Genomic DNA, 25566 nt, shown 5'->3' on the forward strand with positions numbered 1-25566 from the left:
CCGGCACGCTTCTTGAAAGACCGGTTGGGCGACGACGCGCCGCGCGGGCAAGACCGGTTTGCGGCCAACAATGCTGAGGAGTGACACACATGAAACTGGTCATGGCAGTCATCAAGCCGTTCAAGCTCGACGAGGTGCGCGAGGCGCTTACCAGCCTCGGCGTCGAGGGCCTGACCGTCACCGAGGTGAAGGGGTTCGGCCGGCAGAAAGGCCATACCGAGATTTACCGCGGGGCGGAATACGCCGTTAGCTTCCTGCCGAAGGTCAAGATCGAGGTGGCGGTGAAATCCGCGCTGGCCGATCGCGTGATCGAGGCGATCCAGAATGCCGCCAAGACCGGCCAGATCGGCGACGGCAAGATCTTCGTGGTCGACCTGGAGAAGGCCCTGCGCATCCGCACCGGCGAGACCGACGACGACGCCCTGTAAGGCGCCGTCGACCATCCGGCTCCCTGACGACAGACCCGGCTGCAGCTCCTGCGGCCGGGTCTGTCTTTTATCGGCGAGTCAGAGCGAGAAGACCAGCTCGTCGTAGGTGATGCCCTTGTCGCCGAGCAGCTTCAGCACCGTGTCGATGCCGGCCTGCATGCCCTGCTTGCGGTCTTCGTACTTGTTCTCGATGGCAAGCAGCTGGCTGTATAGCCCGGCCGCGGCCTCCACCGCCTTGCGGTCGGGCGTGCGGCGGTTGGAGTGATAGCCGATGATCTGGCCCTGCTTGTCAAAGCTGGGCGTGACATGGGCGAAGACCCAGTAGAAGTCGCCGCTTTTCGCCATGTTCTTCACATAGGCGAAAATCTCGTTGCCTTTCGAGATGGTTTCCCACAGCAGCCAGAACACGCAGCGCGGCATATCCGGGTGGCGCAGGATGCTGTGCGGCGCGTTGATCAGCTCATGCTCGGAATAGCCCGAGACCCGCACGAAGATGTCGTTCGCGTAGGTGATGCGTCCGCGCGTGTCGGTCTTGCTGACGATGATCTCCTCCTCGCCGAAGAAGATCTCCGTGTTGGTCGGCACCCTGTCGTACTTGGTCATGCGGGCTCTGCGGTTGGGTAATATTGCAATTCTTGCAAATTACCGGTGGTCCACCCACTGCCAATTGACGCAGATCAAGCCTCTCCGCGAGGGCAGGTAGAATTTACCGTCATTCAACTATCGCGGCGCATGGCCTCGATCAGCCGGCTGACATTGAGGCGATACATCTTGACGAAGCTGTCGGCCTCGCCGCCAGGGGCTGAGAGGGCATCGGAATACAGCCGGCCGCCGACCTTGACCTTGGCCTCTTTGGCAATCTGTTCGATCAGGCGCGGATTGACCACGTTCTCGAAGAACACCGCCTGGATGCGCTGGCGCTTGATCTGGCGGATCAGCCGGGCCACCGCCTCGGCCGAGGCTTCCGACTCGGTGCTCATCCCCTGCGGCGCAAGGAACTCGATCTGGTAGCGGTCGGCCAGGTAGCCGAAGGCGTCGTGCTGGCTGATCGCCTTACGGTAGGCTTTCGGCAGGCGGGCGAACTCGACCGCGGCCCACTGGTCGATCTCCCTGAGCTGCGCGGCGTAGGCCTGGCCGCGGGTACGATAGTAATCGGCATTGACGGGATCGGCCGCGGCCAGACCGTTGGCGATGTTGGCCACATAGGCCTGCATGCGCTGCAGGTCATGCCAGACATGGGGATCGTCCTTGGCATCGTCATGATCATCGTCCGGCGCGCCGCCGGGCCCATGACCGTGGCCATGGCCGTGTCCGTGATGGTGGTGATGGTCGCCCAGTTGCCGCGGCTTGATGCCCTGGGCGGCGACGATGCGGCGGCCCTTGAAGCCCGAGGCCGACACGAGGCGATCAAGCCAGGTTTCGAAATTGAGGCCATTGGCCACCAGCAGGTCGGCGCTGGCCACGGCGCGGGCATCGGCCGGGCTGGGCTGGTAGACATGGGCATCGCCCATCGCCGGCACCAGCGTGGCGACGGTTACCTTCTCGCCGCCGATCTCGGCCACGATGTCGGCCAGGATCGAGAAGCTGGCAATCGCCTTCAGCTTCGGCTGGGTCTGGGTCTGGGTCTGGGCCTGGACCTGGGCCTGCAGCGGCCCGGTCAGCAGCAGCGCGGCGACGAATGCAACAATCACGCGGATCATGATCAGGCCTCCAGGTGGCGCCTCTGGCGCAGATACAAGATCAGGCCCTGACGACCGAAGGCGAGCGACAGCAGATAGCCGGCGCCGGCGAACAGCACGATGGAGGGGCCCGAGGGCAGGTCGGCATGGAAGGAGAGCAACAGGCCGCAATAGCCCGACAATGCCGCGATCAGCACGGCGACCGCCATCGCGGCGATCAGCGACCGGGTCCAGTATCGCGCGGCCAGCGCCGGCAGCATCATCAGGCCGACGGCCATAAGGCTGCCCAGCGCCTGGAAGGCCGCGACCAGGTTGACCACGACCATGCCGAGAAAGATGAAGTGATACAGCGCGCCGCCGCCGCCCACGCTGCGCAGGAATTCCGGATCGAAGCCATCGGCCAGCAGCGGACGATAGATGGCGGCGAAAATCAGCAGAGTCAGGCTGGCCACCGCCCCGAGCAAGAGCAAAGCCGCTTCGTCAACCGCCAACACCGAACCGAACAGGATGTGCATGACGTCCACCGCCGAACCGCGGGTGGATATCAGCGTGACGCCGAGCGCCAGCGCGATCAGGTAGAAGGCGGCGAAGCTGGCATCCTCGCGCTGGTCGGTGGCGCGCGTGGCCGCACCGGCAGCCAGCGCGACGATCAGGCCAGCAACGATGCCGCCCAGGCTGATGGCGGGCAGCGAGAAGCCGGCGACCAGGAAGCCGACAGCGGCGCCCGGCAGGATGGCGTGGCTCATCGCCTCGCCAAACAGGCTCATGCGCCGCAGCATGAGCACCACGCCGATGGGCGCACCGCTCAAGGAGAGGGCAAAACAGGCCACCAGCGCCCGCCGCATGAAGGCGAACTCGGCGAAGGGGGCGAACAGGAAATCAAACATGGCGGCGCCCATGCGCGGCTCCGGTGTACTGGCAGAGGGGGATCAGGCCGCGTGGCCGTGATGGGCATGATGATCATGCCCGGTATCGCAAAGCGGCGCAGCGTCGTCCCAGGATTCGGCCATGCGGCGTGCCGCGAGCTGGTTCTCGGGCGTCAGCACCTCGTCGATGCGCCCCCAGGCGATCAGCCGCCGCGCCAGATACAGCGCCTCGGGGAAATGCTGGCGCACCAGGTCAAAGTCATGCAGCACCGCGATCACGGTGCGCTTCTCGCCATGCCAGCGCTGTAGGAGCGCGAGCAGGTCGGCGACCGTGCGGGCATCCAACGCATTGAAGGGTTCGTCCAGCAGGATCACGCGGGCATCCTGTACCAGCACGCGGGCAAACAACGCGCGCTGCGCCTGGCCGATGGACAGCGTGCCGAGCGGCCGCTGCTCGAAGCCTTCCAGACCCACGGCCGACAGGGCTTCGCGCGCCGCGTGGATGCCGGCCCGGCCGATGCCGCCGAAGGCGCCGACGCGCTGCCAGTGGCCGAGCAGCACAACCTCCAGCACCGAGATGGGATAGGCGCGGTCGAGGCTGGCCTGCTGGGGCAGGAAGGCGATGTCGCGCGGCTTCAGCGGGCCGCGCTCGATGCTGCCGTCGGCGACCGGCAACTGGCCGACGATCGCCTTCAGCAGGGTGGACTTGCCGGCACCGTTCGGGCCGACGATGGCGGTGAGCGAACCGGATGCGAAACGGCCGCTGACATGGTGCACGGCCGGATGGCGGTCGTAGGCCACGGTGACATTGTCGAGGCGGATTTCCCCGGACGGCGCGGGCGAGACGGCTGCGGTCATGCGTCACTCCACCGCCATGGCCCACCAGACCGCGCCCCAGAGGGCGGCGATCACCGGCAGCAGCGCGGCCATGCGCATCCACCACGCAGCGGTGAGGACTGCGATGGGCAGGTCGAAGTGGGGCGGACGGCGCGGCATGGGAATTCCAGATGACGTTATTATATAACATAAACCCCATTCACCGGACGTCAACCCTCATGCCCTAAACCGGTCACATTCGGCTGGCACACCGGCCGCGCCGGTGATTCCGCCGGCCTGGACATCCTCAACAGAAAAACAGCATTGCCCGCGCCATGGCCCGCCAGTCCCGCCAATCCAAGTCCAATTCGGCCCAGTCTGGTTCGGGCAAGTCCGGTTCGGGCCACGACAAGCCGGCCAATTCCGCCGCCGGCCGCAAACGGCGCCAGGCCAGGCCAGGCCTTATCGGCCGCTTGTCCCGCTTCGCCCTGCTGGTTGGAATCTGGGGCCTGGTGGCCGGCGGCGCCCTGTTTGCCTGGTATGCCTACGACCTGCCGGATTTCGACGATCTCTATATCGTCGAGCGCCGCAGTTCGGTGACGCTCAAGGCCGCCGACGGCATGGTGCTGGCCACCTATGGCGACCTCTACGGCGAACACCAGGCCCTGAAGACCCTGCCCGCCCACCTGCCGCAGGCCCTGATCGCCACCGAGGATCGCCGCTTCTACAGCCATATCGGGGTCGATCCCATCGGCCTGGCCCGCGCCACCCTGGCCAACCTGCGCGCCGGCCGCGTGGTGCAGGGCGGCTCGACCCTGACGCAGCAGCTCGCCAAGAACGTGTTCCTGGAGCGCGACCGCACGCTGAAACGCAAGGTGCAGGAACTGATGCTGGCCTTCCGGCTGGAGCAACGCTTCAGCAAGGACCAGATCCTGGAGATGTATCTCAACCGCGTGTATTTCGGTGCCGGCGCCTACGGCGTGGAGGCGGCGGCGCAGCGCTATTTCGACAAGCCGGCGACCAAGCTTTCCCTGGGCGAATCCGCCATGCTGGTCGGCCTGCTGAAGGCGCCGTCGAAACTGGCGCCGACCGGCAATATCAAATCCGCCCAGGCCCGGGCCGCGCAGGTGCTGCGCAACATGGCCGATGCCGGCTTCATCACGGCGGAAGCCGCCGAGGCAGCGATCGCCAAGCCGACGCAACTGGCGCGCTCGCGCCTGCCGCTGCCCAATGCGCGTTATTTCGCCGACTGGGTGATCGACGAGGTCTATCAGCTGGTCGGCCGCGATCACGCCGACCTCACCGTCTACACCACCATGGACAGCCGCCTGCAGGGCGGGGCCGAACGCGCCGTCGACAGCCTGATGGATCGCGAAGCGCAGAAGCAGGACGTGGATCAGGCCGCTCTGGTGGCGCTGGCGCCCGATGGTGCCGTGCGTGCGATGATCGGCGGCCGCGACTACCTTGACAGTCCGTTCAACCGCGCAACGCAGGCGCGCCGCCAGCCCGGTTCGGCCTTCAAGCCGATCGTGTTCCTCACCGCGCTGGAACAGGGCATCACCCCCGACGACCAGTATGTGGATGGCCCCATCGAGATCGCCAACTGGAAACCGCGCAATTACGACGGCCAGTATCACGGCAGCATGACCCTGCGCGAGGCGGCAGCGCGTTCGATCAACACCGTTGCCGTGCAGGTTTCCGAACGTGTCGGCCGCGAAAGGGTGATTGAAACGGCGCGCCGGCTTGGCATCACCAGCGACCTCAAACCGCATCCCTCGCTGGCGCTGGGCTCCTTCGAGGTGGGCGTGCTGGAACTCACCGCCGCCTATGCCGCCTTTGCCAACGGCGGCTATGCCGTGCAGCCCTATGGCGTGATCGAGATCCGCGACCGCAACAATGCCGTGCTGTTCCGCCGCGATACCGGTGGCGCTTATGCCCATATGATCGCTGCCGAACCGCTGGGTGAACTGAACGAGCTGCTGCGCGGCGTGATCTCCAGCGGCACCGGCCGCGCAGCCGCCATCGGCCGCCCCGCCGCGGGCAAGACCGGCACGACTTCGGATTACCGCGATGCCTGGTTCGTCGGCTACACGCCCGACCTGGTGACGGCCGTATGGGTGGGCAACGACGACAATTCGCCGACCAGGAAAGTAAGCGGCAGCGGTTTGCCCTCGCAGATCTGGCGCAGCTTCATGAACGATGCGCTGAAGGGCCTGCCGGTCAGCGAATTGCCGCAGGCGCCCAGCCAGACCTTCAGCCTGCCTTCGCTGTGGGATCGCATCATGCGCCAGTTCAGCGGCACACCGGCAAGCGCCTCCCCCGCCCCGGTTCCGCCGCCGCCGCGCACGGTGATCGAACCGGCCGCGCCGCCGCCCTCGACTTCACAGGGGGAACCGCAGATGATCTGGCAGGTCGGCCCGCAACCGGTACGGCAATGAGACGCCTATTCATCAGCCTGCTGACAGGATTGCTGCTGGTGCCGCCGACGGCGCAGGCAGCGGAGCGCGCCGCCAACCAGCAGGTCAGCATCTCATCGCGCGACGGTTCCGTGCTGGCCGGTACGCTGACATTGCCCGCCGACGCGGCCTCGCGACCGCCGGGCCGGGTGCCGGGCCTGGTGCTGATCCAGGGCAGCGGACCGACGGATCGCGACGGCAACCAGCCGCCGGTGTTGCGCACCGACCTGCTACGCCAGATCGCCGAGGGCCTGGCGGAGAAAGGCATTGCCACGCTGCGCTATGACAAGCGCGGCATGCATGCGAATGCAGCCGGCCGGCCGGCCAGCCAGGATGATTACGCGGAATATTTCAGCTGGGGCCGTTTCGTTGATGACGCCTATGCCGCCTATGCCTTCCTGCGCGCCCAGCCGGCTGTCGATCCCGGCAAGACCGGGCTGTTCGGGCATTCCGAGGGCGGCCTGATTGCACTCGATCTCGCCACGCGCCTGGTGGAGGGCGAAAGGCCCCAGGCTCTCATTCTTGCGGCCACATATGGCCGGCCGGTCGATGCCGTGATCCGGGAACAAATCAGCCGTTCGCTGAAAGAGGCGAATGCAAAACCGGCGGACCGCCGGATGTTCATGGCCGAGAACGATCGCGCCATCAAGGCGCTGCGCGAGACCGGAAGAGCGCCCGCCAACCTGCCGCCCGCCCTGGCTGGACTGTATCCGTCTTATCTGGGGCCATTCTGGCAGGCCCAGTTCAGGCTGGATCCGGCCGCACTGGCGCAGCGCTATTCCGGTCCGGTGCTGCTGATCCAGGGCGATGCGGATATCCAGATCTCGGCCGAGCGCGATGCGCTGGCGCTGGATGCCGCCCTGCAGAAGCGCGAACCCGACGATCACGCCCTGATCATTCTGCCGCGCACCAGCCATGCGCTGAAGCCGCTGCAAAACGACAAGGATTCCGGCTTTGAGGGCGAGATCGATCCCGGCGTGATCAGCCGGATCAGCACCTGGCTGCTCGGCAAGCTCAGCCCCTAGGCCGCAGGACGGCCCCGCCATACGATCAGCAGCCACGACAGCAAGGTGGCCAGGCCCATGGCGGCAACGGTCCAGCTCAGCGGCAGCGCCGTCTCGTTCAGGGCATGGCCGACAAAAATGCCGGTCAGCGCACCCACGCCCATCTGTACGAAGCCCATCAGCGAAGCGGCGCTGCCGGCCATCTGCGGAAATGGCTGCAGGGCACCGGCCTGGCCCTGCGGCATGGTCAGGCCCAGACCCATGGTGAAGATCATCATCGGCCCGATCAGGCTGAACCAATGCCAGTCCAGACCGTTGGCCCAGGCCCAGCTTTGCAGCAGCGCCATGCCGCCACCGCCCAGCGCGCAGCAGGCGGCGCCCACGCCCAGCATGCGGTCGACACCCAGCCGCAGCGTGAGCCGCGTGCCGATGAAACCGCCGCACAGATACCCGAACACGATCAGCGAGAAGCAGTATCCGAACACGGTTTCGCCGACACCGAACACGCGACTGAGGGTGAATGACGAGCCGGAGATGAAGGCGAACATCCCGCCGTAGGAAAACGCGACGCAGAGCACATAGCCGCGATAGCGCGGATGGCGGATCAGGCTGGCAAAATTGCGCAGCATCGGCCGCACATGCGTGGCGGTGGGATTGCGGCGCTGATTGCTTTCGGCCAGGAACACCAGCACGCAGACGCCCAGCAGGCAGCCGACCAACGCCATGGCGAGGAAATTCGCCTGCCAGCCGAACCAGGCATGCAGATAGCCTCCCAGGATCGGCGCCACCGCGGGGGTCAGCCCCAGCACCATCGCCATCATCGACAATGCCCTGGCCGCATGGGCCCCTTCGAACAGGTCGCGGGCGATCGCGCGGCCCAGGACCACGCCGGAACAGGCGCCCAGCGCCTGTACGAAACGCCAGGCGATCAGCCATTCCACGCTGGCCGCGAAGGCGCAGCCAACGGAGGCCAGCGTGAACAGCGCAATGCCGAACAGCAGGGCCGGTCGGCGGCCGAAGCGGTCCGAGACCGGGCCGTATATGAGCTGCGTCACCGCAAAACCGGCGAGGAAGGCGCTGAGGGTGAGCTGCACGGATGCGGCATCGGTGCCATAGATTGCCGCCAGCGCCGGCAGCGAGGGCAGATACATGTCGGTGCTGAGCGGTCCCAGCGCGGTGGCGCAGCCGAGCAGGATGACCAGCGCGGTGGAATCGCGCGGCAGCGGACGCCACAGGCCCTTCATGGATCAACCATGTAGATGCAGCGCGGCGCCATGGCGGCGCAGCCAGCCGCGCGCCGCACGCAACTCGCCCTCGCCGCCCAGCAGCTGGGCGCAGAGATGCCAGAAGGCGACGCTGTGATCCATGTGCTTCAGATGCGCCACTTCATGGGCCACGAGGTAGCGGGCGACCGGCGGTGGGGCCAGCAGCAGCCGCCAGGAGAACGACAGGTTGCCATGAGCCGAGCAGCTGCCCCAGCGACTCTGGGTGTCGCGCACGGTGATGCGCCGGACGCTGAGGCCGATTCCCTGGGCCATTTCCCTTGCCGCAGCCCCAAACTCCTCGCGTGCCCGGCGCTTCAGCCAGTCCCGCAGGCGGCGCGGCAGATGCTCGGCCTGGCCGGTGACATGGATTTCATCGCCCTCGATCCAGACGCCGCCCCTGGCGCCGGGCCGGTGCCGGATGGTGTGCGGCGCACCATACAGCGGCAGGCTGGCGCCATCCCGCCAGGGCTGAACTTCCGGCCGCTCTTCCTGGCGCGCCAGGATCCAGCCGACCTGTTCGGTGACGAATTTCTGCCCGGATTTCAGGCTTGCCCGCATCGGCAGCACCAGCACCACGGCTCCATCCCTGGGCATGACGCGCAGCAGCATGCGGCGGGCCCGCGAATCGCGCTTGACCAAAAAAGGGAAACTGCTGCTCCCGACCGTCAGCCGGTCGGTACCGATTTCGATTGTTTCAGAATAAGGCTTGGTCAACGCCCGGTCCTTGTCATATAACCGTAACAAATCTTACGCATGAGCGTCATCGTAAGACCCATAAAAAAGTCGGCCCTCCCGACTCTAGGGGTGGATTTCTTTAGCATTGGAGACAGCACAATGAAATCGACAGGGAAACTCGCGCGCCTTGCGCTCGCGCTGATTGCCGGCACGGCCGTGGTGGCCCCCGGCCTTGCCGCGCAGGCGCAGGACAACCGCATCGAGATCCAGTGGTGGCACGCGATGACCGGCGCCCTGAACGAGCGGGTGAACGAGGTCGCCGAAGGTTTCAACAAGGGCCAGAGCAAGTACAAGGTCGTTGCCGTCAACAAGGGCAGCTACCCCGAGACGCTAACCGCTGCCATGGCCGCCTTCCGCGCCGGCAAGGGCCCCCATATCGTGCAGGTCTTCGAAGTCGGCACCGGCACGATGATGGCCTCGCGCGCCGCGATCAAGCCCGTGTATCAGCTGATGGCCGAGAACGGCTACAAGTTCGACCCCGGTTCCTACATCACCGCGGTGACCGGCTATTACAGCACCTCGGACGGCAAGATGCTGTCCTATCCGTTCAATTCCTCCACGCCGGTGATGTATTACAACAAGGACGCCTTCGAAAAGGCCGGCCTTGACCCGAACAAGCCGCCGAAGACCTGGCAGGAATTCGAGCCCATGCTGCGGAAGCTGAAGGCTTCGGGCAGCACCTGCCCGTTCCAGACCAACTGGCAGACCTGGGTGCAGCTGGAGAACTTCTCCGCGCTGCATAACGTGCCGTTTGCCAGCAAGTCGAACGGCTTCGACGGCTTCGACACCGAGCTGCAGTTCAACAGCCCGCTGCATGTGCGCCACATCACCAACCTGGCCAACTGGATGAAGGAAGGCCTGATGGTGTATGGCGGCCGCAAGAACGAGGCGAATGCCAAGTTCGTATCGGGCGAATGCGCAATCCATATGGAAAGCTCGGCCGGTTACGCCACCTTTGCCCGCGGCGCGAAGTTCAAGTGGGGCATCTCGATGCTGCCCTACTACAGCGACGTGCAGGGCGCGCCGCAGAACTCGATCATCGGCGGCGCCTCGCTGTGGGTGCTGGCCAAGCACAAGGCCGAGGAATACAAGGGCGTGGCCCAGTTCTTCGACTATCTGTCGTCGACCGAGAACCAGGTCTGGTGGCACAAGGTGACCGGCTATCTGCCGATCACCCCGATGTCCTATGAAGCCACCAAGCAGCAGGGCTTCTATAACGCCAATCCGGGCACGGACACCTCGGTTCAGCAGATGATGCTGAAGCCCCCGACCAACAACTCCAAGGGCCTGCGCCTGGGCAATTTCGTCCAGATCCGCGACGTGATGGACGAGGAGCTGGAAGCCGTCTGGTCGGGCAAGAAGTCGCCCAAGGAGGCGCTCGACGCCGCTGTGGAGCGCGGCAACCGCCTGCTCCGCCAGTTCGAGCGCGACGCCAAGCGCTCGTAATGAGTTAACCCTCACTCAAGCGGAAGCCCGCGCCTTGACTCTTTAAGGCGCGGGCTTCTTTTATGGCGCCCCATGGAAAAACGAGTCGTCTTTCATAACCGGTATCTGCCGTATCTGCTGGTCGCCCCGCAGATCGCCATCACCGTGGTCTTCTTCTTCTGGCCCGCCAGCCAGGCCGTCGTGCAGTCGGTACTGCGCGAGGATGCCTTCGGCACCAGCAGCTATTTCGTCGGGCTGGAGAATTTCGCCGCCCTGTTCGAAGACGACTATTACCTGAATTCTTTCAGGATCACCGCGCTGTTCAGCACGCTGGTCACCACGCTGGGCCTGAGCATCTCGCTGCTGCTGGCCGTCACGGCCGACCGCCTGATCCGTGGCGCGATGGTCTACAAGACCCTGCTGATATGGCCCTATGCCGTCGCCCCGGCGGTGGCCGGCGCGCTGTGGGGCTTCGTCTTCCTGCCCGGCCCTGGCGTCTTCGCATGGCTGCTGGGGCAGATGGGCGTAGACTGGAATTTCCACCTCAAGGGTGGTCAGGCGATGTTCGTCGTCGTCGTGGCTGCCACATGGAAGCAGATTTCCTACAATTTCCTTTTCTTCCTCGCCGGCCTGCAGGCGATCCCGAAATCGCTGATCGAAGCGGCTGCCATCGACGGCGCCAGGCCATTCCGTCGTTTCTGGACTATCGTGTTGCCGATGCTGTCGCCGACGCTGTTCTTCCTGATCGTCGTCAACGTGGTCTATGCCTTCTTCGAAACCTTCGGCGTGATCCACTCGCTGACCCGCGGCGGCCCGGCCAAGTCGACCGAGATCCTGGTCTACAAGGTCTGGTATGACGGCTTCGAGGCACAGGACCTGGGTGGCTCGGCCGCCCAGTCGGTGATCCTGATGGCCATCGTGATCGGCCTGACCGTGATCCAGTTCCGCTACATCGAACGCAAAGTGCATTACTGATGATCGAGCGTCGCCCCATAGCCGATGCGGTCGGCCACCTGATCATGCTGGCGGCGATATTCATCGTCGCCTTCCCGATCTACCTGGCGATCATTGCGGCCTCGCACACGATCCAGGATGTGTCGCAGACGCCGATGCCGCTGCTGCCCGGCGCCGAATTGATCACCAACACGGCCCGCGCCCTGTTCGACGGACCGCAACTGGTGGGCGTCAGCGGCGCCACGCCGGCCATCGTGCTGCTGATGAACAGCTTCATCATGGCGATCTCGATCGCGGTGGGCAAAATCATCATCTCGCTGCTCTCGGCCTTCGCCATCGTCTATTTCCGTTTTCCGCTGAAGAACTTTTTCTTCTGGATGATCTTCATCACCCTGATGCTGCCGGTCGAGGTGCGCATCATTCCGACCTACAAGATCGTTGCCGATCTCGGTCTGCTTGATACCTATACCGGCCTGATCCTGCCGCTGATCGCATCGGCCACCGCCACGTTCCTGTTCCGCCAGTTCTTCATGACCGTGCCGGACGAACTGGTGGAGGCGGCCCGCATCGACGGCGCCGGCCCGATGCGCTTCTTCTGGGACGTGCTGGTGCCGCTGACCCGCACCAGCATCGCCGCAATGTTCGTGATCCAGTTCATCTACGGCTGGAACCAGTATCTCTGGCCGCTGCTGATCGCATCGGACTACAAATACCAGACCATCGTGCTGGCGATCGGTCGCCTGATCCGGGCGCCGGATGCCTTCTACGAATGGCCGGTGATCATGGGCATGGCCGTGCTGGCCCTGCTGCCGCCCGTGGTGGTGGTGGTGCTGATGCAGCGTTGGTTCGTCAAAGGTCTTGTTGAAACGGAAAAGTGAGCGCCCGTCATGGCGAAGGTGACGCTGAAAAGCGTGAAAAAGAATTATGGCCCGGTGCGGGCGATCCATGGCGTCGACATGGAGATCAAGGATGGCGAGTTCATCGTCATCGTCGGTCCGTCGGGCTGCGGCAAGTCGACCCTGCTGCGCATGATCGCCGGTCTGGAGGCGATCACCGAGGGGGAAATCCATATCGGCGACCGGGTGGTCAACAACATCGAACCCGCTGATCGCGACATCGCCATGGTGTTCCAGAATTACGCGCTCTATCCGCATATGAGCGTGTACGAGAACATGTCTTACGGCCTGCGCATCCGCGGCATGAGCAAACCCGACATCGAAAAGCGGGTCCAGCGCGCCGCCGAGATCCTACAGCTGCAGCCCTACCTGCAACGCAAGCCGCGCGAATTGTCGGGCGGCCAGCGCCAGCGCGTCGCCATGGGCCGCGCCATCGTGCGCGAACCCAGCGTGTTCCTGTTCGACGAACCGCTGTCCAACCTTGATGCCAAGCTGCGCGTGCAGATGCGGCTGGAGATCAAGCGCCTGCACCAGCAGCTGGGCGTCACCTCGATCTATGTGACGCATGACCAGGTCGAGGCCATGACGCTGGCCGACCGGCTGGTGGTGATGAACCAGGGCCGCGCCGACCAGATCGGTTCGCCACAGGAGGTCTACAATCATCCAGCCACCACCTATGTCGGCGGCTTCATCGGTTCGCCGGCGATGAATTTCATGAAATGCCGTATCGACGGTAGAGAGGCCAGACTGGCCGACGAGGTTATCCTGCCGCTTCCCGCCGGATGGTCAGTACCGACCGCTGACTACACATTGGGCATCCGCCCCGAGAATCTGCGTATTGCCAGGGCCGGGGAGACGCCGCACCTGATGCTGGATGTCGACGTGGCCGAGGAACTTGGCGCCGACACCTTGCTGCACGGCAAGATCGCCGGCGAGGAAATCGTGGTTCGCGTGCCAAGCCATGCCGGTTTCCACGACCATTCCCGCCCGGGCCTGGTGGTGGATATCGCGCGCCTGCACCTGTTCGATCGCGAGAGTGGTCTGCGCATCGCCACGCCGGCCTGAGGCCACGGCGTCAGTACAGGCTTATCTCACCAGTATAGTTGTCTGAGCTCCGCAAGTTCGGCCTGGCCTCCTCGGCCGTGCGGCTGAGCGAGCCGCAACTGTATGTCACCCGCACGGGAGCTGACAGCGAACAGGAAAACAGGTCGGTGACATTCCACTTCAACTGTGGATCGCTGCAATGCTTTTGAACCAGCGCCCGGACCTGCTCGGCGGTATGTAGCGTACTATTGTAGCAGATCGAGAAAAAGGGCCGCCCAGTGGCAGGATCGTTGGCCCAGCGTAGGAATCCTTGTTGATAGATGCCGACATCTTCCTGCCTGAAACGGCCGAGATAGTATGGTTCAGACACTGGCCCCGAGCAGCCGGCCAGAATGGCCGCCAGAGCCGGTCCGCCCAAAACTAGGGATAGGGATGCGCGCGTCATGCCGGCAGTTTGCCGCGCGGCCACAAGAACGGCAAGGCCGGCCCCTGACAAATCAGCCATGGTTCGGGCATAATTGAGCGGCAAATTTCCGGTGCCCGCCCACTCGTGCGGGCCGATTCGAGGATGACATGACCTGGCAGGGCGTACCGGTCGTCGTGACCGGCGGAATGGGATTCATCGGCTCCAACCTGGTCCGGCGACTGGCCGGTCTTGGCGCCAGGGTCACGGTGATCGACCGCATGCTGGCCCAATACGGCGCCAATCCCTTCAACCTGGCAGAGCTGGTGCCGCCGGTGCAACTGATCGAGGCCGATATCGGTGCCGAAGCCGTGGTGGCTCCGGCCCTGGGCGAGGCGGCATTTGTTTTCAACCTCGCCGGTCAGACCTCGCACATGGACTCCATGCAGCAGCCGCTGGAAGACCTGCGCCTGAACCAGGAAGCCAACCTGCGATTCCTTGAAACCCTGCGCCGAACCAATCCGGCAGCCCGGGTGATCTTCAGCTCGACCCGGCAATTCTATGGACCGCCTCAATATTTGCCCGTCGACGAGAAGCACCCGATCGCGCCGCCCGACATCAACGGCATCCACAAATATGCCGCCGAGGCGTATCACATGCTGTTCGCCCGCGTGTACGGCCAGCGCATCACCGCGCTGCGTCTGACCAACGTATTCGGTCCGCGCATGCGCATCCGCGACGCCAAGCAGACTTTCCTGGGAATCTGGATCCGCCACGCCATCCAGGATACCCGCTTCGAGGTCTGGGGCGGCGAGCAGAAGCGCGACTTCACCTATGTCGAGGATATGGTCGACGCCTTCCTGGCCGCCGCGCTCAGCGAGACCACGATCGGGCGAGTCTACAACATCGGCGGCTGCCCACCGGTCAGTCTTCTGGAACTGGCCGAGCTGCTGGTGCGGATTGCCGGCAGCGGCGCCTATGACCGTCGCGAATTCCCTGCCGAGCGCAAGAAAATCGATATCGGCGACTACGTTGCCGACGACAGCGCCTTCCGCGCCGTCACCGGCTGGCGGCCACGCCACAGTCTGGACGAAGGCCTGGCTGAAACACTTGCGTTCTACCGCGCGCACGCCGCGCATTACCTGTGAGCCGTAGACGATGATCCCGCAAACCAATCCCAAAGCTGCCTACCTGGCGCAACGCGATGCCATCGATGCCGCCATCCGCCGCGTGCTGGAAAACGGCTGGTATATCCAGGGCGAGGAGGTGGCCGCCTTCGAACGGGAATTCGCCGTCTATACGGGCAGCAAACACGGCATTGCCGTGGCGAGCGGCACCGATGCGCTGATCTTAGCCCTGCGCGGCATGGGCATCGGACCGGGCGACGCTGTGATAACCGTATCGCATACCGCGGTGGCCACCGTGGCGGCCATCGAACTGGCCGGTGCCACGCCGGCACTAGTCGACATCGATGCATGCTGGACCATGGCGCCCGCGGCGCTTGAGGCGATGCTGAAGGATTGGCCGCAGCAGGCGCCGAAGCCCAAGGCCGTGATCCCGGTGCATCTCTATGGCCAGCCCGCCGCCATGCCCGAGATCGCCGCCATTGCCGAACGGCACGGCCTGATCCTGCTGGAAGACAACGCCCAGGCCCATGGCGCCTCGTTGAATGGACGCATGGTCGGCCGCTGGGGCAAGGCCGCCGCCTACAGCCTCTATCCGACGAAAAATCTGGGCGCCATCGGCGATGGCGGCATCATCACCACAGACGACGACAGCCTGGCCGAGACCTTGCGGGCCCTGCGCGAATACGGCTGGCGCGAACGCTACATCAGCGCCATCCCGGGCATGAACAGCCGGCTCGACCCGCTGCAGGCGGCGATCCTGCGCGTGAAGCTTGGCAACCTGCCGGCCGATACGGCGCGACGGCAGGCCATCGCCGCGCGCTACAGCGCCGGGCTGGCCGGGCTGGCGGGCCTGTCCCTGCCGACCGTGCGGCCTGGCGCAGCTCCCGTGTATCACCTGTATGTGGTGGATGCCGGTACGCGGCGCGACGCATTGCAGGCCGGGCTTAAGGACCGCGGCATCGGCACACTGGTCCACTACCCGGTGCCCGTGCACCTGCAGGCGGCCTATCGGGGCCGCATCCTGCTTGGACCTGGCGGCCTGCCCAGGACCGAACTGGCCGCGAAAAGCGTGCTGAGCCTGCCGCTCTATCCGCAGCTAGGCGATGCCGAAGTGGATACGGTGATCGACGCCGTCAGGCAGGTCTGGGGCTGATCCCGGCCGGGATCAGGCCGGACGGGTGATCAGAAAGACGCCGGCGCAGACCAGGGCGATGCCGCCCAGCTTCGATGCGGTGAGCGGCTCGCCATACAGCCAGAAGCCCAGGAACGCCACCAGCACGTAGGATAGCGACACGCTCGGGAAGGCAACCGAGACGGGGATCTTGCGCAGGGCCAGCATGTAGCAGACAGCAGCGGCAAAGTAGAGCCCGAGCCCGATGATCGATTGCGGCGAAAGGAATTGCTGCAGCAGCGTCTCGCCGCTGGCGCCGGCCTTCAGCAGCACCTGCCCGGCAACGCCAAGCAGCACGCCGGCCGCGAGGGCAACGTAAAACCAGGTCATGATGCGCCCTTCCCCTCGCCTGCACGCGCATTGCGCTGAACGTCACGGACGATGAATTGCGGTTTCCTGTTCACGGTCAGGAACAGGCGGCCGAGATATTCGCCCACCAATCCCAGCATGATGAGTTGCACGCCGGCCAGCAGCAGGATAGCCGCCATCACCGAGGCATAACCCTGCGGCGTCCGGCCAAACATCGCCTCGACCAGGATGATGAGGAATACCAGCAGACCAAGACCGGCCATCACGAATCCGGTCAAAGTGCCCAGCCGCAGCGGCATGACCGAGAAATTCAGGAACATCGACATGAAAAGCCGCACCAGGCGTCGGATCGTGTAGTTGCTGCGGCCGCCGGCGCGCGGAAGATGCTGCACCTGCAGCCGACCGATATTCTGCGTCACCTGCATGATCAGGCCGTCCACATAGGGAAATGGCCCGGTATGGGCCAGGATATTGCGGGCGGTGAAGGCGCTCATGCATCGGAAGCTGGACAGATACAGCCCCTTGGGCTTGTCGAGCAGGAAATCCGCGCACCAGTTGGTGAAGCGGCTGCCCAGGTTGCGCCAGGCCGCATGCTGCTTTTCGGCATAATAGGTATAGACGACGTCGTAATCGTTATCCTTTGCATAACGCCAAAGCCGCACCACTTCCTCGGGCGGATTCTGCAGGTCGTCGTCCATGTTGACGATATAGGCGCCGCGGGCATGGCTCAGGCCGGCCATTACCGCGTTATGTTCGCCGAAATTGCGCGCGAGGTTCACCACCGTCAGCGCCACCTCGTTGCGGCGGCACAGTTCGCGGCAAACCTCCAGAGAGTTGTCGGGGCTGCAATCATTGACCAGCACGATCTCGTGGCCGCCTGGCACCTCAAGTTTCGCCAGGGCCTCGACCAGCGTGGGCACGCTGTCGGCGCCATTATAGACCGGCACGACGATCGACAGGGCAAAGGTCGGTTCGGCGGCAGTGATTGCGGAAACTGGGGCTTCGTTCATGACTTGCGGGCCTCGACCCAGACCGATCCACCGAAGGGCAACCGCAGGCCAAGTCGGGCCAGCCGGCGTTCGGCGGTGGTGATGGCGGTAAACAGGCTTTCCTGCCAGGCCGGAAAGGGCCGCACGTCGCTGCCGGCCTCGTCCCGCCCGGCCGTCAGCCGGTGCAGCAGCATTAACGGAAACAGCAGGCTGTTCCAATAGCCGCAGACGACAGGGGCGAACCCGGCCCTGGCCAGCAGGCGGCATGCCTGGCCGGCCGTATAGCGCCGTACGTTGTGGACATGGCGATCATGGGCCGAAGCCATCCACTGATAGGCCGGCAGGTTGAGCAGCAGCAGCCCGCCCGGCCTGAGACAGCGGCGGAATTCCGCCAGGGCTGCATCCTGATCGACCCCGCCATGGCAAAGCACGTCGGCGCTGACCACCGCATCAAAACTCTCCGCCGGATAGGGCAGGGCATTCACCGAGCCGGCCTCCACTGGCAGGCCGGTCTTGGCCGCGGCGATGGCCGCGGCTTCGGCGTCAAATTCCAGGCCGGCGAGATCGAGGTCGGGCCGGGCCGACTTCAGCCGGGCCAGGAAGCCTCCTGTGCCACAGCCCGCATCCAGCAGCCGGCCGCCGGGCCGCAAGCCGCCAGCCGCTCCGGCCGGCCCCAGGCGGTCAATCAGGCCGGCATGGAGGGCGCGATACCACCACATGGTATCCTCCAGCGCCGCCATCCGGTGGTATTCAACCCGCTCCATTCGCCCCTGCCGGTTTTCCCATTTGATTTATTGTTAAGCGAATGATTTACCAAGTCGACCCTAGCATCCGCCAGTCCGGAATGATCCCCACCCGTCGATGATGAACCAATTCGATCCGACGACAGAGGCTCTGCAGCGCCGCGGCCGGGACTGGCCCCGTCTGCTGCATCTGCTTGTCCTGGCCGTGTGTACGGCCTGGATCGCCGGCTATTTCTTCCCGCCGATCAATCACGATACGGCGGTGCTGCTCTACATTTCCAAGGTCTGGCTGGAAGGTGGCAGGCTTTACGTCGACGCCATAGACATCAACACCCCCCTCGTTTTCGTCATCCACCTGCTGCCCGAAGCCATCGCCAAGGTCACCGGCCTGCCCGGGACCACGGTGCTGGTTGCCCTGCTGGGTTTAGGGATTGCCGCATCCTTCGTCACCTGCCGGATGGTTCTGGCGGCCAGCCTCGACCCGGCCCATGCCACGGCCGATGCGCTGCTCCCGCTGCTGCTGCTCTTCCTGCTGATCGTCTATCCGAACAACATGTTCGCCCAGCGCGAACACATGATGCTGGTTCTATGCATGCCCTATCTGCTGGTGGCCAGCGGGCGGACCGATGGCGAGACGCTGTCGAACCGGCTGAAAATCGTCACCGGCCTGATGGCTGGCTTCGGTTTCGCCATGAAACCATATTTCCTCGGCATCCCGCTTTTCGTCGAGCTCTATGTCGCCAGCCAGCTTGGCCTGCGTCGGAGCCTGTCAGATCCGGCCCCCTGGGCTGTCTTTGCCATCTGCGTCGCCCACGCCCTGTTTGCCGTCATCGTCACGCCGGAATATTTCACCGTTGCCCTGCCGCTCGCCCGCAGTTTCTACAGCGAGGTCAGCGAATGGAGCATGCTCGACCTCGCGCTCAGCGCCAACCTCGGGCCGCCCACCGCCATCCTGCCCCTGCTCGGCATCGCGGCCTTTCTGGCGATGCGCTCGAACCTCGCCCGCATCATCTGCCTGGCCGGCATCGGCGGACTTCTCTCGGGCTATGCCCAGGGCAAGGGCTGGCCCTATCACGCCCTGCCGGGCCAGGCCTTCACCCTGCTGCTGGCCGGCGTGATCATCGCCCATGTGATGGATCACGTGGTCTGGCCCAAGCGCGGCGACAGCCGGCCCGCGAAACTGTTCGCTGCCGCGCTGATGTTGCTGATTTTCTATCAGGAAGGCCTGCATAGCCGGCCGTTCTTCAAGCAGCTTGAATACCAGGGCTCCGAGCTGCAACGCCTGATGCATGTGGTAAAGCAGGAACGGCGCAACGACCGCATCCTCGTGCTGTCACCCGGCATCTATCCCCATTTCCCGCTGCTGAATTACCTGAACATGCGGATGACCATGCGCTTCGAAAGCATGTGGATGGTGCAAGGCGCCTATGCGGACTGCGAGGAACTGGCGCCGCTCTACAACCCGCCGGAAAAGATGAGCAAGGCGGAAGCCTTCGTGTTCCGCAGCGTGGCGGAGGATTTCTACAAGAAGAAACCCTCCCTTCTGGTGGTGGACAACGTGCCCGGAATCCCGCGCTGTCAAGGCGAAAGTTTCGATTATCTTGAATACTTCTCGCGCAACCCGCTGTTTGCCAAGCGTTTCGAGGATTACGAAAAGGCTTTGGACCTGGGTCGCTATACGATCTACCGCCGCCGCGAAGATCTCAAATAATCAGACGTGGAAGCTTTCGCCGCAGCCGCAGCGGCCCTTCTCATTCGGATTGCGGAACACAAAACCGGACTGCAGCTTGTCTTCCGACCAGTCGATCTCGGTGCCGAAGATATACATCTGCGCCTTCGCCTCGATCAGGATCGTGACACCCTTGTCTTCCACCACCTCGTCGAACTTTTCCTTCTCGGTGGCATACTGGATGTCGTAGGAAAAGCCCGAGCAGCCCTTGGTCTTGATCGCGATACGCAGGCCAATCACCGGCTTGTCCGATTGCGCGATCAGGTTCCGCACGCGTTCGGCAGCCGCGTCAGTCAGGGTGACGGGCTTGAAGGCCGGACGGGCCGGCGGCGTTGCCATCTCTGTGCTCGCCATTGCAGGCTGCTCCTTACATAATCCCGAGTTCCAGCCGGGCGGCTTCGGACATATGCTCCGGCGACCACGGCGGATCCCAAACCACATCGACGGTCACCTCGCCGACGCCGTCGATGGAGCGGGCTTTCTGCTCCACCTCGCTGGGCATCGACTGGGCAGCCGGACAATTCGGCGAGGTCAGCGTCATCTCGATCTGGACGTCGCGGGCCTCGTTGACCTCGACCTTGTATATAAGGCCGAGTTCGTAAATGTTAACCGGAATTTCCGGGTCGTAGACGGTTTTCACCGCCTCCACCACCTGCTCCCGCAGGTCTTCCGGGCTGGGAAGGGCATCCTGCTTCTTGGCTTCCGCGCTCATCACCCGAAAATCTCCCTGACGCGCTGCAGACCGGCACAGAGGGCATCCACCTCCGCCCGGGTGTTATACAGACCAAACGAGGCCCGCACCGTGGCCGGCACGCCGAAGCGCTCCATCAGGGGATGGGCGCAATGCTGGCCGACGCGCACGGCAATGCCCTCGCGGTCGAGAATGGTGCCGATATCGTGGGGATGGATGCCTTCCAGCACGAAGGATATCACCCCGGCCTTGTCCTTGGCATTGCCGATGATGCGCAGGCTGTTGACCGCCTGCAGCTTTTCGGTGGCATAGACCAGCAGATCGTGTTCGTGGGCGGCAATCGCCTCCAGCCCGATCGACTGCACATAGTCGATGGCAGCGCCAAGGCCGACGGCTTCGACGAAGGCCGGCGTGCCGGCCTCGAATTTATGCGGGATGTCGTTGTATTCGGTCTTGTCGAAGGTCACCGACAGGATCATGTCGCCGCCGCCCTGCCAGGGCGGCATCGCCTCGAGCAGCGCGGCCTTGGCATACAGCACGCCGATGCCGGTGGGTCCGTAGAGCTTGTGGCCGGTGAAGACATAGAAATCGACATCCAGCGCCTTCACGTCGACGGCCATGTGCTGCACGGCCTGACTGCCATCGATCAGCACCCTGACGCCCTTTTCATGCGCAACCCGCACCACATCGGCCACCGGCACGATGGTGCCCAGCGTGTTGGAGACATGGGTGATCGCCACCAGTTTCGTCCTGGGACCGATCAGCTTGACGAACTCGTCCCAGATCAGCTCGCCGGCATCGTTCACCGGCGCCACTTTCAACACGATACCAATGCGGTCGCGCAGCAGCTGCCACGGCACGATATTGGCGTGGTGCTCCATGTGCGAAATCAGCACCTCGTCGCCGGCTTTCAGGAATGCCTGCCCCCAGCTATAGGCCACCAGGTTGATCGCCTCGGTGGCGTTGCGGGTGAAGACGATTTCACGGCTGTCGGGCGTGCCGATGAAACGCGCCACGGTGTCGCGCGCCTTCTCGAACTGATCGGTGGCCGACTGGCTGAGATGATAGATGCCGCGATGCACGTTGGCGTAGGAATGCTCCAGCATGCGGGTCATGGCGTCGATCACCGCACGCGGCTTCTGCGCGCTGGCGCCGCTGTCGAGAAAGACTAGCGGCTTGCCGTAGACCTTCTCGGCCAGAATCGGAAAATCGGCACGGATACGGTCGATGTCGAATCCGGCGACGGACTTAACGGCAGCGAGCGCGGTCATGCCTGCCCGTCCTTCTTCTGGGCCAGCCAGGTTTCGACGAAGGCCTCGACATGGTCGCGTAACGCACCTTCCGGCACGGCCGAGACGATCTCATAGGCAAAGCCGCTGAGCAGCAGGCGGCGGGCTTCGGCGGCGGAAATGCCGCGCGCCTGCATGTAGAACAGTTGCTGCGCGTCCACGTCGCCGATCGAGGCGCCATGGCTGCATTTCACGTCGTCGGCCAGGATTTCGAGTTCCGGCTTGGTGTCGATCTGCGCCCGGTCGGCCAGCAGCAGCGTGCGGCTGAGCTGCTGGGCATCGGTCTTCTGCGCCTGCGGCGCGACCCGGATACCGCCCTGGAACACGGCATGCCCCTGCTCGTCTACCACATGCTTGAACAGCTGGTTGCTGCGGCAATCGGGCAAGGCGTGATGCAGGCGGAGAGTGTGGTCGATAAGGCTGGCGCCACACACCAGCGCCAGTCCCTGAACATCCACCTCGGCACCGCGGCCGGCGAACTGGATCTGCAATTCATGTCGCGCAATCCTGCCGCCTCCCTGCACGGAGACATGGGCATAACGCGCCTCTTCGCCAACCGACACCTGACCGAGGGCTGCGTGATAGGCATTCGCCGCCTCGTCCTGCAGCCGGATATGCGTGAGTTTCGCGCCTTGGGCCAGTTCGATGCCAGCCACGATATTGCTCCAGCCGGCTTCCGCCGATCCGGCATCGCGATAGCTTTCCACCAGCACGGCCTCTGCCTTGCGCCCCAGCCGCACCAGATGGCGCAGGTTGACCAGAGCCGGCGCGCCGAAAGCCAGCAGTTCAATCGGGCGCTCCAGCACCACACCATCGTCGATCTGCAACAGCAGCCCGTCGCTAGCAAAGGCGGCATTCAGTTCGGCTAGGGAACCTGCGCGGTCATCGCCGGCAGGCGCCAGCATGGCCGGGAGTTCGGCGCCGGCCTGGCTGAGCGGCAGCAACCGCACGCCCTTGGGCAGGCCGGCCAGATTCGATGCCGCGGCATTGAAACGTCCGCTGACGAAGACCAGTCGGAAATTCTCGCCGGACAACGCGGCGGCGGCCAAACGGGCGGCTTCTATGCTGCCTTCGTTGGCCGGCTGCGGCGGCACCTGCCGTTCCAGGCCGGTCAGGCTGGTGAATTTCCAGGCCTCCAGCCGCGCGGTCGGCAGGCCGTGGCGACGGAAACTGTCCAGGGCGGCCTGACGGCGCGCGATCACCTCGGGCAGCGAGGCACCGGGCAGGCTGGCAACTGCAGCCCTGTGGGCGTCGCCGAGACGGTCGATGAAAGACGGAGCTGGCATCGGCGTTCCCTCAGGCCGCATCCGCCACGATGTCGGCATAGCCCTTGGCCTCAAGTTCGAGCGCCAGATCCTTGCCGCCGGTCTTGATGATCCTGCCGCCGGCCAGCACATGCACGACATCGGGCACGATGTAGTCCAGCAGGCGCTGGTAGTGGGTGATCACCAGCGCTGAACGTTCCGGGCTGCGCAGGGCGTTGACGCCCTCGGCCACGATCTTCAGCGCGTCGATGTCCAGGCCGGAATCCGTCTCGTCCAGAATCATCAGGCTGGGCTCCAGCATCAGCATCTGGAACACCTCGTTGCGCTTCTTCTCGCCGCCCGAGAACCCGACATTGACGGCGCGCTGCAGGAACTTCTCATCCATCTGCAGCTGCTTCATCTTCGCCTTGGCGGTCTTGAGGAAGGTCATGGCGTCCATGTCGGCCAGCCCCTTGTGCTTGCGCACGGCGTTCACCGCGGAGCGCAGGAAGGTCGCATTGGCAACGCCCGGAATCTCGACCGGATACTGGAAGGCCAGGAAGATGCCCTCGCGGGCGCGCTCTTCCGGCTCCATTTCCAGCAGGCTGTAGCCGTTGAACAGAATGTCTCCTTGGGTGACCTCATAGCCATCTCGGCCGGCCAGCACGTAGGACAGGGTGGATTTGCCAGAGCCGTTCGGCCCCATCACGGCATGCACCTCGCCCGGCTTGATGACGAGGTCGATGCCACGCAGGATTTCCTTACCGTCGACGGTGGCGTGCAGGTTCTTGATCTCAAGCATGGGGCGGGTCCTTGTAATTCTTTTTCGCTCAGCCGACCGAGCCTTCGAGGCTGACACCGAGCAGCTTCTGCGCCTCGACAGCGAATTCCATCGGCAGCTTCTGCAGCACTTCCTTGCAGAACCCGTTGACGATGGTGGAGACGGCATCCTCTTCCGACAGTCCGCGCTGGCGGCAATAGAACAGCTGGTCGTCGGAAATCCGCGAAGTGGTGGCTTCGTGCTCGACCTTGGCCGAGCGGTTCTTCACCTCGATATACGGCACGGTATGGCCGCCGCAGCGGTCGCCGATCAGCAGGCTGTCGCACTGGGAATAGTTGCGCGCGCCCGCAGCCCCCGGCATCACCCGCACCAGGCCGCGATAGGTGTTCTGCGCCCTGCCGGCCGAGATGCCCTTGGAAATGATCGTCGACTTGGTGTTCTTGCCCATATGGATCATCTTGGTGCCGGTATCGGCCTGCTGGGCATTGTTGGCCACCGCCACGGAATAGAACTCGCCCACCGAGTCATCGCCCTGCAGGATCACGCTGGGATATTTCCAGGTGATGGCGGACCCGGTTTCCACCTGGGTCCAGGAAATCTTTGAACGCGCGCCACGGCAGGCCCCGCGCTTGGTGACGAAATTGTAGATGCCGCCACGGCCATCCTTGTCGCCGGGATACCAGTTCTGCACGGTGGCATAGCGGATCTCGGCGTCTTCCATGGCGACCAGCTCGACGACAGCGGCATGCAGTTGGTTCTCGTCGCGCATCGGCGCCGTGCAGCCTTCCAGATACGAGACATAGGCACCCTTGTCGACCACGATCAGGGTACGCTCGAATTGTCCGGTCTTGGCTTCATTGATGCGGAAATAGGTGGACAGTTCCATCGGACAGCGCACGCCCGGCGGCACATAGACGAAGGAGCCATCCGAGAAGACCGCCGAGTTGAGCGTGGCATAGAAGTTGTCGGTGATCGGCACCACGGAACCGAGATATTTCTGTACGAGTTCGGGATATTCGCGCACAGCTTCCGACATCGAACAGAAGATGATGCCGAGATCCTTCAGCTTCTCCTTGAAGGTGGTGGCAACCGAGACGCTGTCGAACACGGCATCCACGGCCACGCCGGCGAGGATTTCCCGTTCCTTCAGCGGAATGCCCAGCTTTTCATAGGTGGCCAGCAGTTCCGGATCTACCTCGTCCAGGCTTTTCAGCGCATTTTTCTTCGGCGCGGCATAGTAATGAATGTCCTGAAAGTCGATCTTCGGATAGCTGACCTTGGCCCAGCCCGGCTCGCCCTTCTCTTCCGCCATGCGCAACCAGGCGCGATAGGCCTTCAGGCGCCAATCCAGCATCCATTGCGGCTCGCCCTTCTTGGCCGAAATGAAGCGTATGGTGTCCTCGTTCAGGCCCTTGGGCAGGATCTCGGACTCAATGTCGGTCACAAAGCCGTACTTGTACTCGCCGGCCAGGCTCTCGACCGTTTCGATGGTTTGGGCATTGGCAGCCATGGGGCAGCTGTC

27 protein-coding genes are annotated in these 25566 nt (G+C 64.2%); 10 read left to right on the top strand and 17 right to left on the bottom strand.

All coding sequences use genetic code 11. The annotated features are described in order from the left end of the window. The first annotated feature begins 89 nt into the window (after positions 1 to 89). Entirely contained in the window at positions 90 to 428 is a 339-nt protein-coding gene (locus ACK4FK_RS14850) for a P-II family nitrogen regulator (protein ID WP_290811128.1), read from the top strand. A 78-nt stretch (positions 429 to 506) separates the two neighbouring features. Here ACK4FK_RS14850 and ACK4FK_RS14855 read toward each other — a convergent pair whose 3' ends face one another. The 5 genes from ACK4FK_RS14855 to ACK4FK_RS14875 form a co-directional block, all read right to left on the bottom strand. Continuing rightward, entirely contained in the window at positions 507 to 1031 is a 525-nt protein-coding gene (locus tag ACK4FK_RS14855; protein WP_409745850.1) for a PAS domain-containing protein, read from the bottom strand. A gap of 113 nt (positions 1032 to 1144) precedes the next feature. Further along, positions 1145 to 2128, bottom strand: coding sequence for a metal ABC transporter solute-binding protein, Zn/Mn family (locus ACK4FK_RS14860; RefSeq protein WP_409745852.1), 984 nt, complete (start codon positions 2126 to 2128; stop codon positions 1145 to 1147). Between the two features lie 2 nt (positions 2129 to 2130). Further along, complete coding sequence (locus ACK4FK_RS14865) at positions 2131 to 3006, bottom strand: metal ABC transporter permease (RefSeq protein WP_409745854.1); 876 nt, start codon at positions 3004 to 3006, stop codon at positions 2131 to 2133. A 30-nt stretch (positions 3007 to 3036) separates the two neighbouring features. Further along, the gene (locus tag ACK4FK_RS14870) at positions 3037 to 3831 is read right to left on the bottom strand and encodes a metal ABC transporter ATP-binding protein (RefSeq protein ID WP_409745856.1); all 795 of its coding nucleotides are present in this window, start codon (positions 3829 to 3831) and stop codon (positions 3037 to 3039) included. 3 nt (positions 3832 to 3834) lie between these two features. Next, a complete protein-coding gene (locus ACK4FK_RS14875) occupies positions 3835 to 3969 on the bottom strand; it encodes a hypothetical protein (RefSeq protein ID WP_409745858.1) in 135 nt (44 codons plus the stop codon). Positions 3970 to 4124: 155 nt separating this feature from the next. On the opposite strand from ACK4FK_RS14875, the gene ACK4FK_RS14880 reads away from it, so the two are divergent. Further along, positions 4125 to 6227 (top strand): transglycosylase domain-containing protein, encoded by a 2103-nt coding sequence (locus tag ACK4FK_RS14880; RefSeq protein ID WP_409745860.1) that lies wholly within the window; start codon positions 4125 to 4127, stop codon positions 6225 to 6227. Next, positions 6224 to 7270 (top strand): alpha/beta hydrolase family protein, encoded by a 1047-nt coding sequence (locus tag ACK4FK_RS14885; RefSeq protein WP_409745862.1) that lies wholly within the window; start codon positions 6224 to 6226, stop codon positions 7268 to 7270. The genes ACK4FK_RS14880 and ACK4FK_RS14885 overlap by 4 nt, the downstream gene beginning before the upstream one ends. On the opposite strand, the gene ACK4FK_RS14890 is transcribed toward ACK4FK_RS14885, so the two are convergent. Continuing rightward, the gene (locus ACK4FK_RS14890) at positions 7267 to 8493 is read right to left on the bottom strand and encodes a multidrug effflux MFS transporter (RefSeq protein WP_409745864.1); all 1227 of its coding nucleotides are present in this window, start codon (positions 8491 to 8493) and stop codon (positions 7267 to 7269) included. The two genes, ACK4FK_RS14885 and ACK4FK_RS14890, sit on opposite strands and share 4 nt — an antisense overlap. A gap of 3 nt (positions 8494 to 8496) precedes the next feature. After that, on the bottom strand, positions 8497 to 9123 hold the full coding sequence (locus tag ACK4FK_RS14895; protein ID WP_409745866.1) for a M48 family metallopeptidase: 627 nt from the start codon (positions 9121 to 9123) through the stop codon (positions 8497 to 8499). A 225-nt stretch (positions 9124 to 9348) separates the two neighbouring features. Between ACK4FK_RS14895 and ugpB the strand changes: the two genes are divergently transcribed. From ugpB to ACK4FK_RS14915, 4 genes are all read left to right on the top strand, one after another. Beyond that, entirely contained in the window at positions 9349 to 10695 is a 1347-nt protein-coding gene (ugpB, locus tag ACK4FK_RS14900; RefSeq protein ID WP_409745868.1) for a sn-glycerol-3-phosphate ABC transporter substrate-binding protein UgpB, read from the top strand. A gap of 72 nt (positions 10696 to 10767) precedes the next feature. Next, positions 10768 to 11649 carry a sn-glycerol-3-phosphate ABC transporter permease UgpA gene (ugpA, locus tag ACK4FK_RS14905; RefSeq protein WP_409745870.1) on the top strand — a complete coding sequence of 294 codons (882 nt, stop codon included), beginning with the start codon at positions 10768 to 10770 and terminating at the stop codon, positions 11647 to 11649. Then, positions 11649 to 12506 (top strand): sn-glycerol-3-phosphate ABC transporter permease UgpE, encoded by an 858-nt coding sequence (ugpE, locus tag ACK4FK_RS14910; RefSeq protein WP_409745872.1) that lies wholly within the window; start codon positions 11649 to 11651, stop codon positions 12504 to 12506. Before ugpA ends, ugpE begins: the two co-directional genes overlap by 1 nt. 9 nt (positions 12507 to 12515) lie before the next feature. Beyond that, positions 12516 to 13589, top strand: coding sequence for a sn-glycerol-3-phosphate import ATP-binding protein UgpC (locus ACK4FK_RS14915; protein WP_409745873.1), 1074 nt, complete (start codon positions 12516 to 12518; stop codon positions 13587 to 13589). 10 nt (positions 13590 to 13599) lie between these two features. On the opposite strand, the gene ACK4FK_RS14920 is transcribed toward ACK4FK_RS14915, so the two are convergent. Then, positions 13600 to 14073, bottom strand: a complete 474-nt coding sequence (locus tag ACK4FK_RS14920; protein WP_409745875.1) for a hypothetical protein — start codon at positions 14071 to 14073, stop codon at positions 13600 to 13602. A gap of 68 nt (positions 14074 to 14141) precedes the next feature. On the opposite strand from ACK4FK_RS14920, the gene ACK4FK_RS14925 reads away from it, so the two are divergent. Continuing rightward, positions 14142 to 15119, top strand: a complete 978-nt coding sequence (locus ACK4FK_RS14925) for an NAD-dependent epimerase/dehydratase family protein (protein WP_409745877.1) — start codon at positions 14142 to 14144, stop codon at positions 15117 to 15119. A gap of 10 nt (positions 15120 to 15129) precedes the next feature. Continuing rightward, entirely contained in the window at positions 15130 to 16251 is a 1122-nt protein-coding gene (locus tag ACK4FK_RS14930) for a DegT/DnrJ/EryC1/StrS family aminotransferase (protein ID WP_409745879.1), read from the top strand. Between the two features lie 12 nt (positions 16252 to 16263). On the opposite strand, the gene ACK4FK_RS14935 is transcribed toward ACK4FK_RS14930, so the two are convergent. Genes ACK4FK_RS14935 through ACK4FK_RS14945 form a run of 3 tightly spaced genes read right to left on the bottom strand, consistent with a single transcriptional unit; the run spans position 16264 to position 18331 of the window. Beyond that, positions 16264 to 16599: a DMT family transporter gene (locus ACK4FK_RS14935; RefSeq protein ID WP_409745881.1), complete on the bottom strand. Its 336-nt coding sequence runs from the start codon at positions 16597 to 16599 to the stop codon at positions 16264 to 16266. Beyond that, the gene (locus ACK4FK_RS14940) at positions 16596 to 17588 is read right to left on the bottom strand and encodes a glycosyltransferase family 2 protein (protein ID WP_409745883.1); all 993 of its coding nucleotides are present in this window, start codon (positions 17586 to 17588) and stop codon (positions 16596 to 16598) included. Before ACK4FK_RS14940 ends, ACK4FK_RS14935 begins: the two co-directional genes overlap by 4 nt. Further along, positions 17585 to 18331 (bottom strand): class I SAM-dependent methyltransferase, encoded by a 747-nt coding sequence (locus ACK4FK_RS14945; RefSeq protein ID WP_409745885.1) that lies wholly within the window; start codon positions 18329 to 18331, stop codon positions 17585 to 17587. Before ACK4FK_RS14945 ends, ACK4FK_RS14940 begins: the two co-directional genes overlap by 4 nt. Positions 18332 to 18428: 97 nt before the next feature. Here ACK4FK_RS14945 and ACK4FK_RS14950 point away from each other — a divergent pair, with 97 nt between their 5' ends. Continuing rightward, on the top strand, positions 18429 to 20021 hold the full coding sequence (locus tag ACK4FK_RS14950; RefSeq protein WP_409745887.1) for a hypothetical protein: 1593 nt from the start codon (positions 18429 to 18431) through the stop codon (positions 20019 to 20021). On the opposite strand, the gene ACK4FK_RS14955 is transcribed toward ACK4FK_RS14950, so the two are convergent. The 6 genes from ACK4FK_RS14955 to sufB are packed head-to-tail and all read right to left on the bottom strand — an operon-like array spanning position 20022 to position 25554. Continuing rightward, positions 20022 to 20393: a HesB/IscA family protein gene (locus tag ACK4FK_RS14955; protein ID WP_409745889.1), complete on the bottom strand. Its 372-nt coding sequence runs from the start codon at positions 20391 to 20393 to the stop codon at positions 20022 to 20024. A 13-nt stretch (positions 20394 to 20406) separates the two neighbouring features. Next, entirely contained in the window at positions 20407 to 20751 is a 345-nt protein-coding gene (locus ACK4FK_RS14960) for an SUF system Fe-S cluster assembly protein (protein ID WP_374303674.1), read from the bottom strand. Beyond that, entirely contained in the window at positions 20751 to 22001 is a 1251-nt protein-coding gene (locus ACK4FK_RS14965) for a SufS family cysteine desulfurase (protein ID WP_409745890.1), read from the bottom strand. The genes ACK4FK_RS14960 and ACK4FK_RS14965 overlap by 1 nt, the downstream gene beginning before the upstream one ends. After that, positions 21998 to 23305 carry a Fe-S cluster assembly protein SufD gene (sufD, locus tag ACK4FK_RS14970; RefSeq protein ID WP_409745892.1) on the bottom strand — a complete coding sequence of 436 codons (1308 nt, stop codon included), beginning with the start codon at positions 23303 to 23305 and terminating at the stop codon, positions 21998 to 22000. Before sufD ends, ACK4FK_RS14965 begins: the two co-directional genes overlap by 4 nt. Positions 23306 to 23315: 10 nt before the next feature. Beyond that, complete coding sequence (gene sufC / locus ACK4FK_RS14975) at positions 23316 to 24065, bottom strand: Fe-S cluster assembly ATPase SufC (RefSeq protein ID WP_409745894.1); 750 nt, start codon at positions 24063 to 24065, stop codon at positions 23316 to 23318. Positions 24066 to 24093: 28 nt separating this feature from the next. Next, on the bottom strand, positions 24094 to 25554 hold the full coding sequence (gene sufB / locus ACK4FK_RS14980) for a Fe-S cluster assembly protein SufB (protein ID WP_409745896.1): 1461 nt from the start codon (positions 25552 to 25554) through the stop codon (positions 24094 to 24096). Positions 25555 to 25566 lie beyond the last annotated feature (12 nt).

It is taken from the genome of Ferrovibrio sp. (assembly GCF_046297895.1).
GTDB lineage: Bacteria > Pseudomonadota > Alphaproteobacteria > Ferrovibrionales > Ferrovibrionaceae > Ferrovibrio.

Coding starts and splice junctions, on each gene's coding strand:
- ACK4FK_RS14870 (WP_409745856.1), bottom strand. CDS start 3,831: ATGACCGCAGCCGTCTCGCCCGCGCCGTCCGGGGAAATCCGCCTCGAC.
- ACK4FK_RS14890 (WP_409745864.1), bottom strand. CDS start 8,493: ATGAAGGGCCTGTGGCGTCCGCTGCCGCGCGATTCCACCGCGCTGGTC.
- sufC (WP_409745894.1), bottom strand. CDS start 24,065: ATGCTTGAGATCAAGAACCTGCACGCCACCGTCGACGGTAAGGAAATC.
- ACK4FK_RS14850 (WP_290811128.1), top strand. CDS start 90: ATGAAACTGGTCATGGCAGTCATCAAGCCGTTCAAGCTCGACGAGGTG.
- ACK4FK_RS14855 (WP_409745850.1), bottom strand. CDS start 1,031: ATGACCAAGTACGACAGGGTGCCGACCAACACGGAGATCTTCTTCGGC.
- ugpB (WP_409745868.1), top strand. CDS start 9,349: ATGAAATCGACAGGGAAACTCGCGCGCCTTGCGCTCGCGCTGATTGCC.
- ugpA (WP_409745870.1), top strand. CDS start 10,768: ATGGAAAAACGAGTCGTCTTTCATAACCGGTATCTGCCGTATCTGCTG.
- ACK4FK_RS14895 (WP_409745866.1), bottom strand. CDS start 9,123: ATGCTGCTGCGCGTCATGCCCAGGGATGGAGCCGTGGTGCTGGTGCTG.
- ACK4FK_RS14875 (WP_409745858.1), bottom strand. CDS start 3,969: ATGCCGCGCCGTCCGCCCCACTTCGACCTGCCCATCGCAGTCCTCACC.
- ACK4FK_RS14950 (WP_409745887.1), top strand. CDS start 18,429: ATGATGAACCAATTCGATCCGACGACAGAGGCTCTGCAGCGCCGCGGC.
- ACK4FK_RS14945 (WP_409745885.1), bottom strand. CDS start 18,331: ATGGAGCGGGTTGAATACCACCGGATGGCGGCGCTGGAGGATACCATG.
- ACK4FK_RS14915 (WP_409745873.1), top strand. CDS start 12,516: ATGGCGAAGGTGACGCTGAAAAGCGTGAAAAAGAATTATGGCCCGGTG.
- ACK4FK_RS14955 (WP_409745889.1), bottom strand. CDS start 20,393: ATGGCGAGCACAGAGATGGCAACGCCGCCGGCCCGTCCGGCCTTCAAG.
- ACK4FK_RS14940 (WP_409745883.1), bottom strand. CDS start 17,588: ATGAACGAAGCCCCAGTTTCCGCAATCACTGCCGCCGAACCGACCTTT.
- ACK4FK_RS14925 (WP_409745877.1), top strand. CDS start 14,142: ATGACCTGGCAGGGCGTACCGGTCGTCGTGACCGGCGGAATGGGATTC.
- ACK4FK_RS14965 (WP_409745890.1), bottom strand. CDS start 22,001: ATGACCGCGCTCGCTGCCGTTAAGTCCGTCGCCGGATTCGACATCGAC.
- sufD (WP_409745892.1), bottom strand. CDS start 23,305: ATGCCAGCTCCGTCTTTCATCGACCGTCTCGGCGACGCCCACAGGGCT.
- ACK4FK_RS14920 (WP_409745875.1), bottom strand. CDS start 14,073: ATGGCTGATTTGTCAGGGGCCGGCCTTGCCGTTCTTGTGGCCGCGCGG.
- sufB (WP_409745896.1), bottom strand. CDS start 25,554: ATGGCTGCCAATGCCCAAACCATCGAAACGGTCGAGAGCCTGGCCGGC.
- ugpE (WP_409745872.1), top strand. CDS start 11,649: ATGATCGAGCGTCGCCCCATAGCCGATGCGGTCGGCCACCTGATCATG.
- ACK4FK_RS14860 (WP_409745852.1), bottom strand. CDS start 2,128: ATGATCCGCGTGATTGTTGCATTCGTCGCCGCGCTGCTGCTGACCGGG.
- ACK4FK_RS14960 (WP_374303674.1), bottom strand. CDS start 20,751: ATGAGCGCGGAAGCCAAGAAGCAGGATGCCCTTCCCAGCCCGGAAGAC.
- ACK4FK_RS14865 (WP_409745854.1), bottom strand. CDS start 3,006: ATGGGCGCCGCCATGTTTGATTTCCTGTTCGCCCCCTTCGCCGAGTTC.
- ACK4FK_RS14880 (WP_409745860.1), top strand. CDS start 4,125: ATGGCCCGCCAGTCCCGCCAATCCAAGTCCAATTCGGCCCAGTCTGGT.
- ACK4FK_RS14935 (WP_409745881.1), bottom strand. CDS start 16,599: ATGACCTGGTTTTACGTTGCCCTCGCGGCCGGCGTGCTGCTTGGCGTT.
- ACK4FK_RS14885 (WP_409745862.1), top strand. CDS start 6,224: ATGAGACGCCTATTCATCAGCCTGCTGACAGGATTGCTGCTGGTGCCG.
- ACK4FK_RS14930 (WP_409745879.1), top strand. CDS start 15,130: ATGATCCCGCAAACCAATCCCAAAGCTGCCTACCTGGCGCAACGCGAT.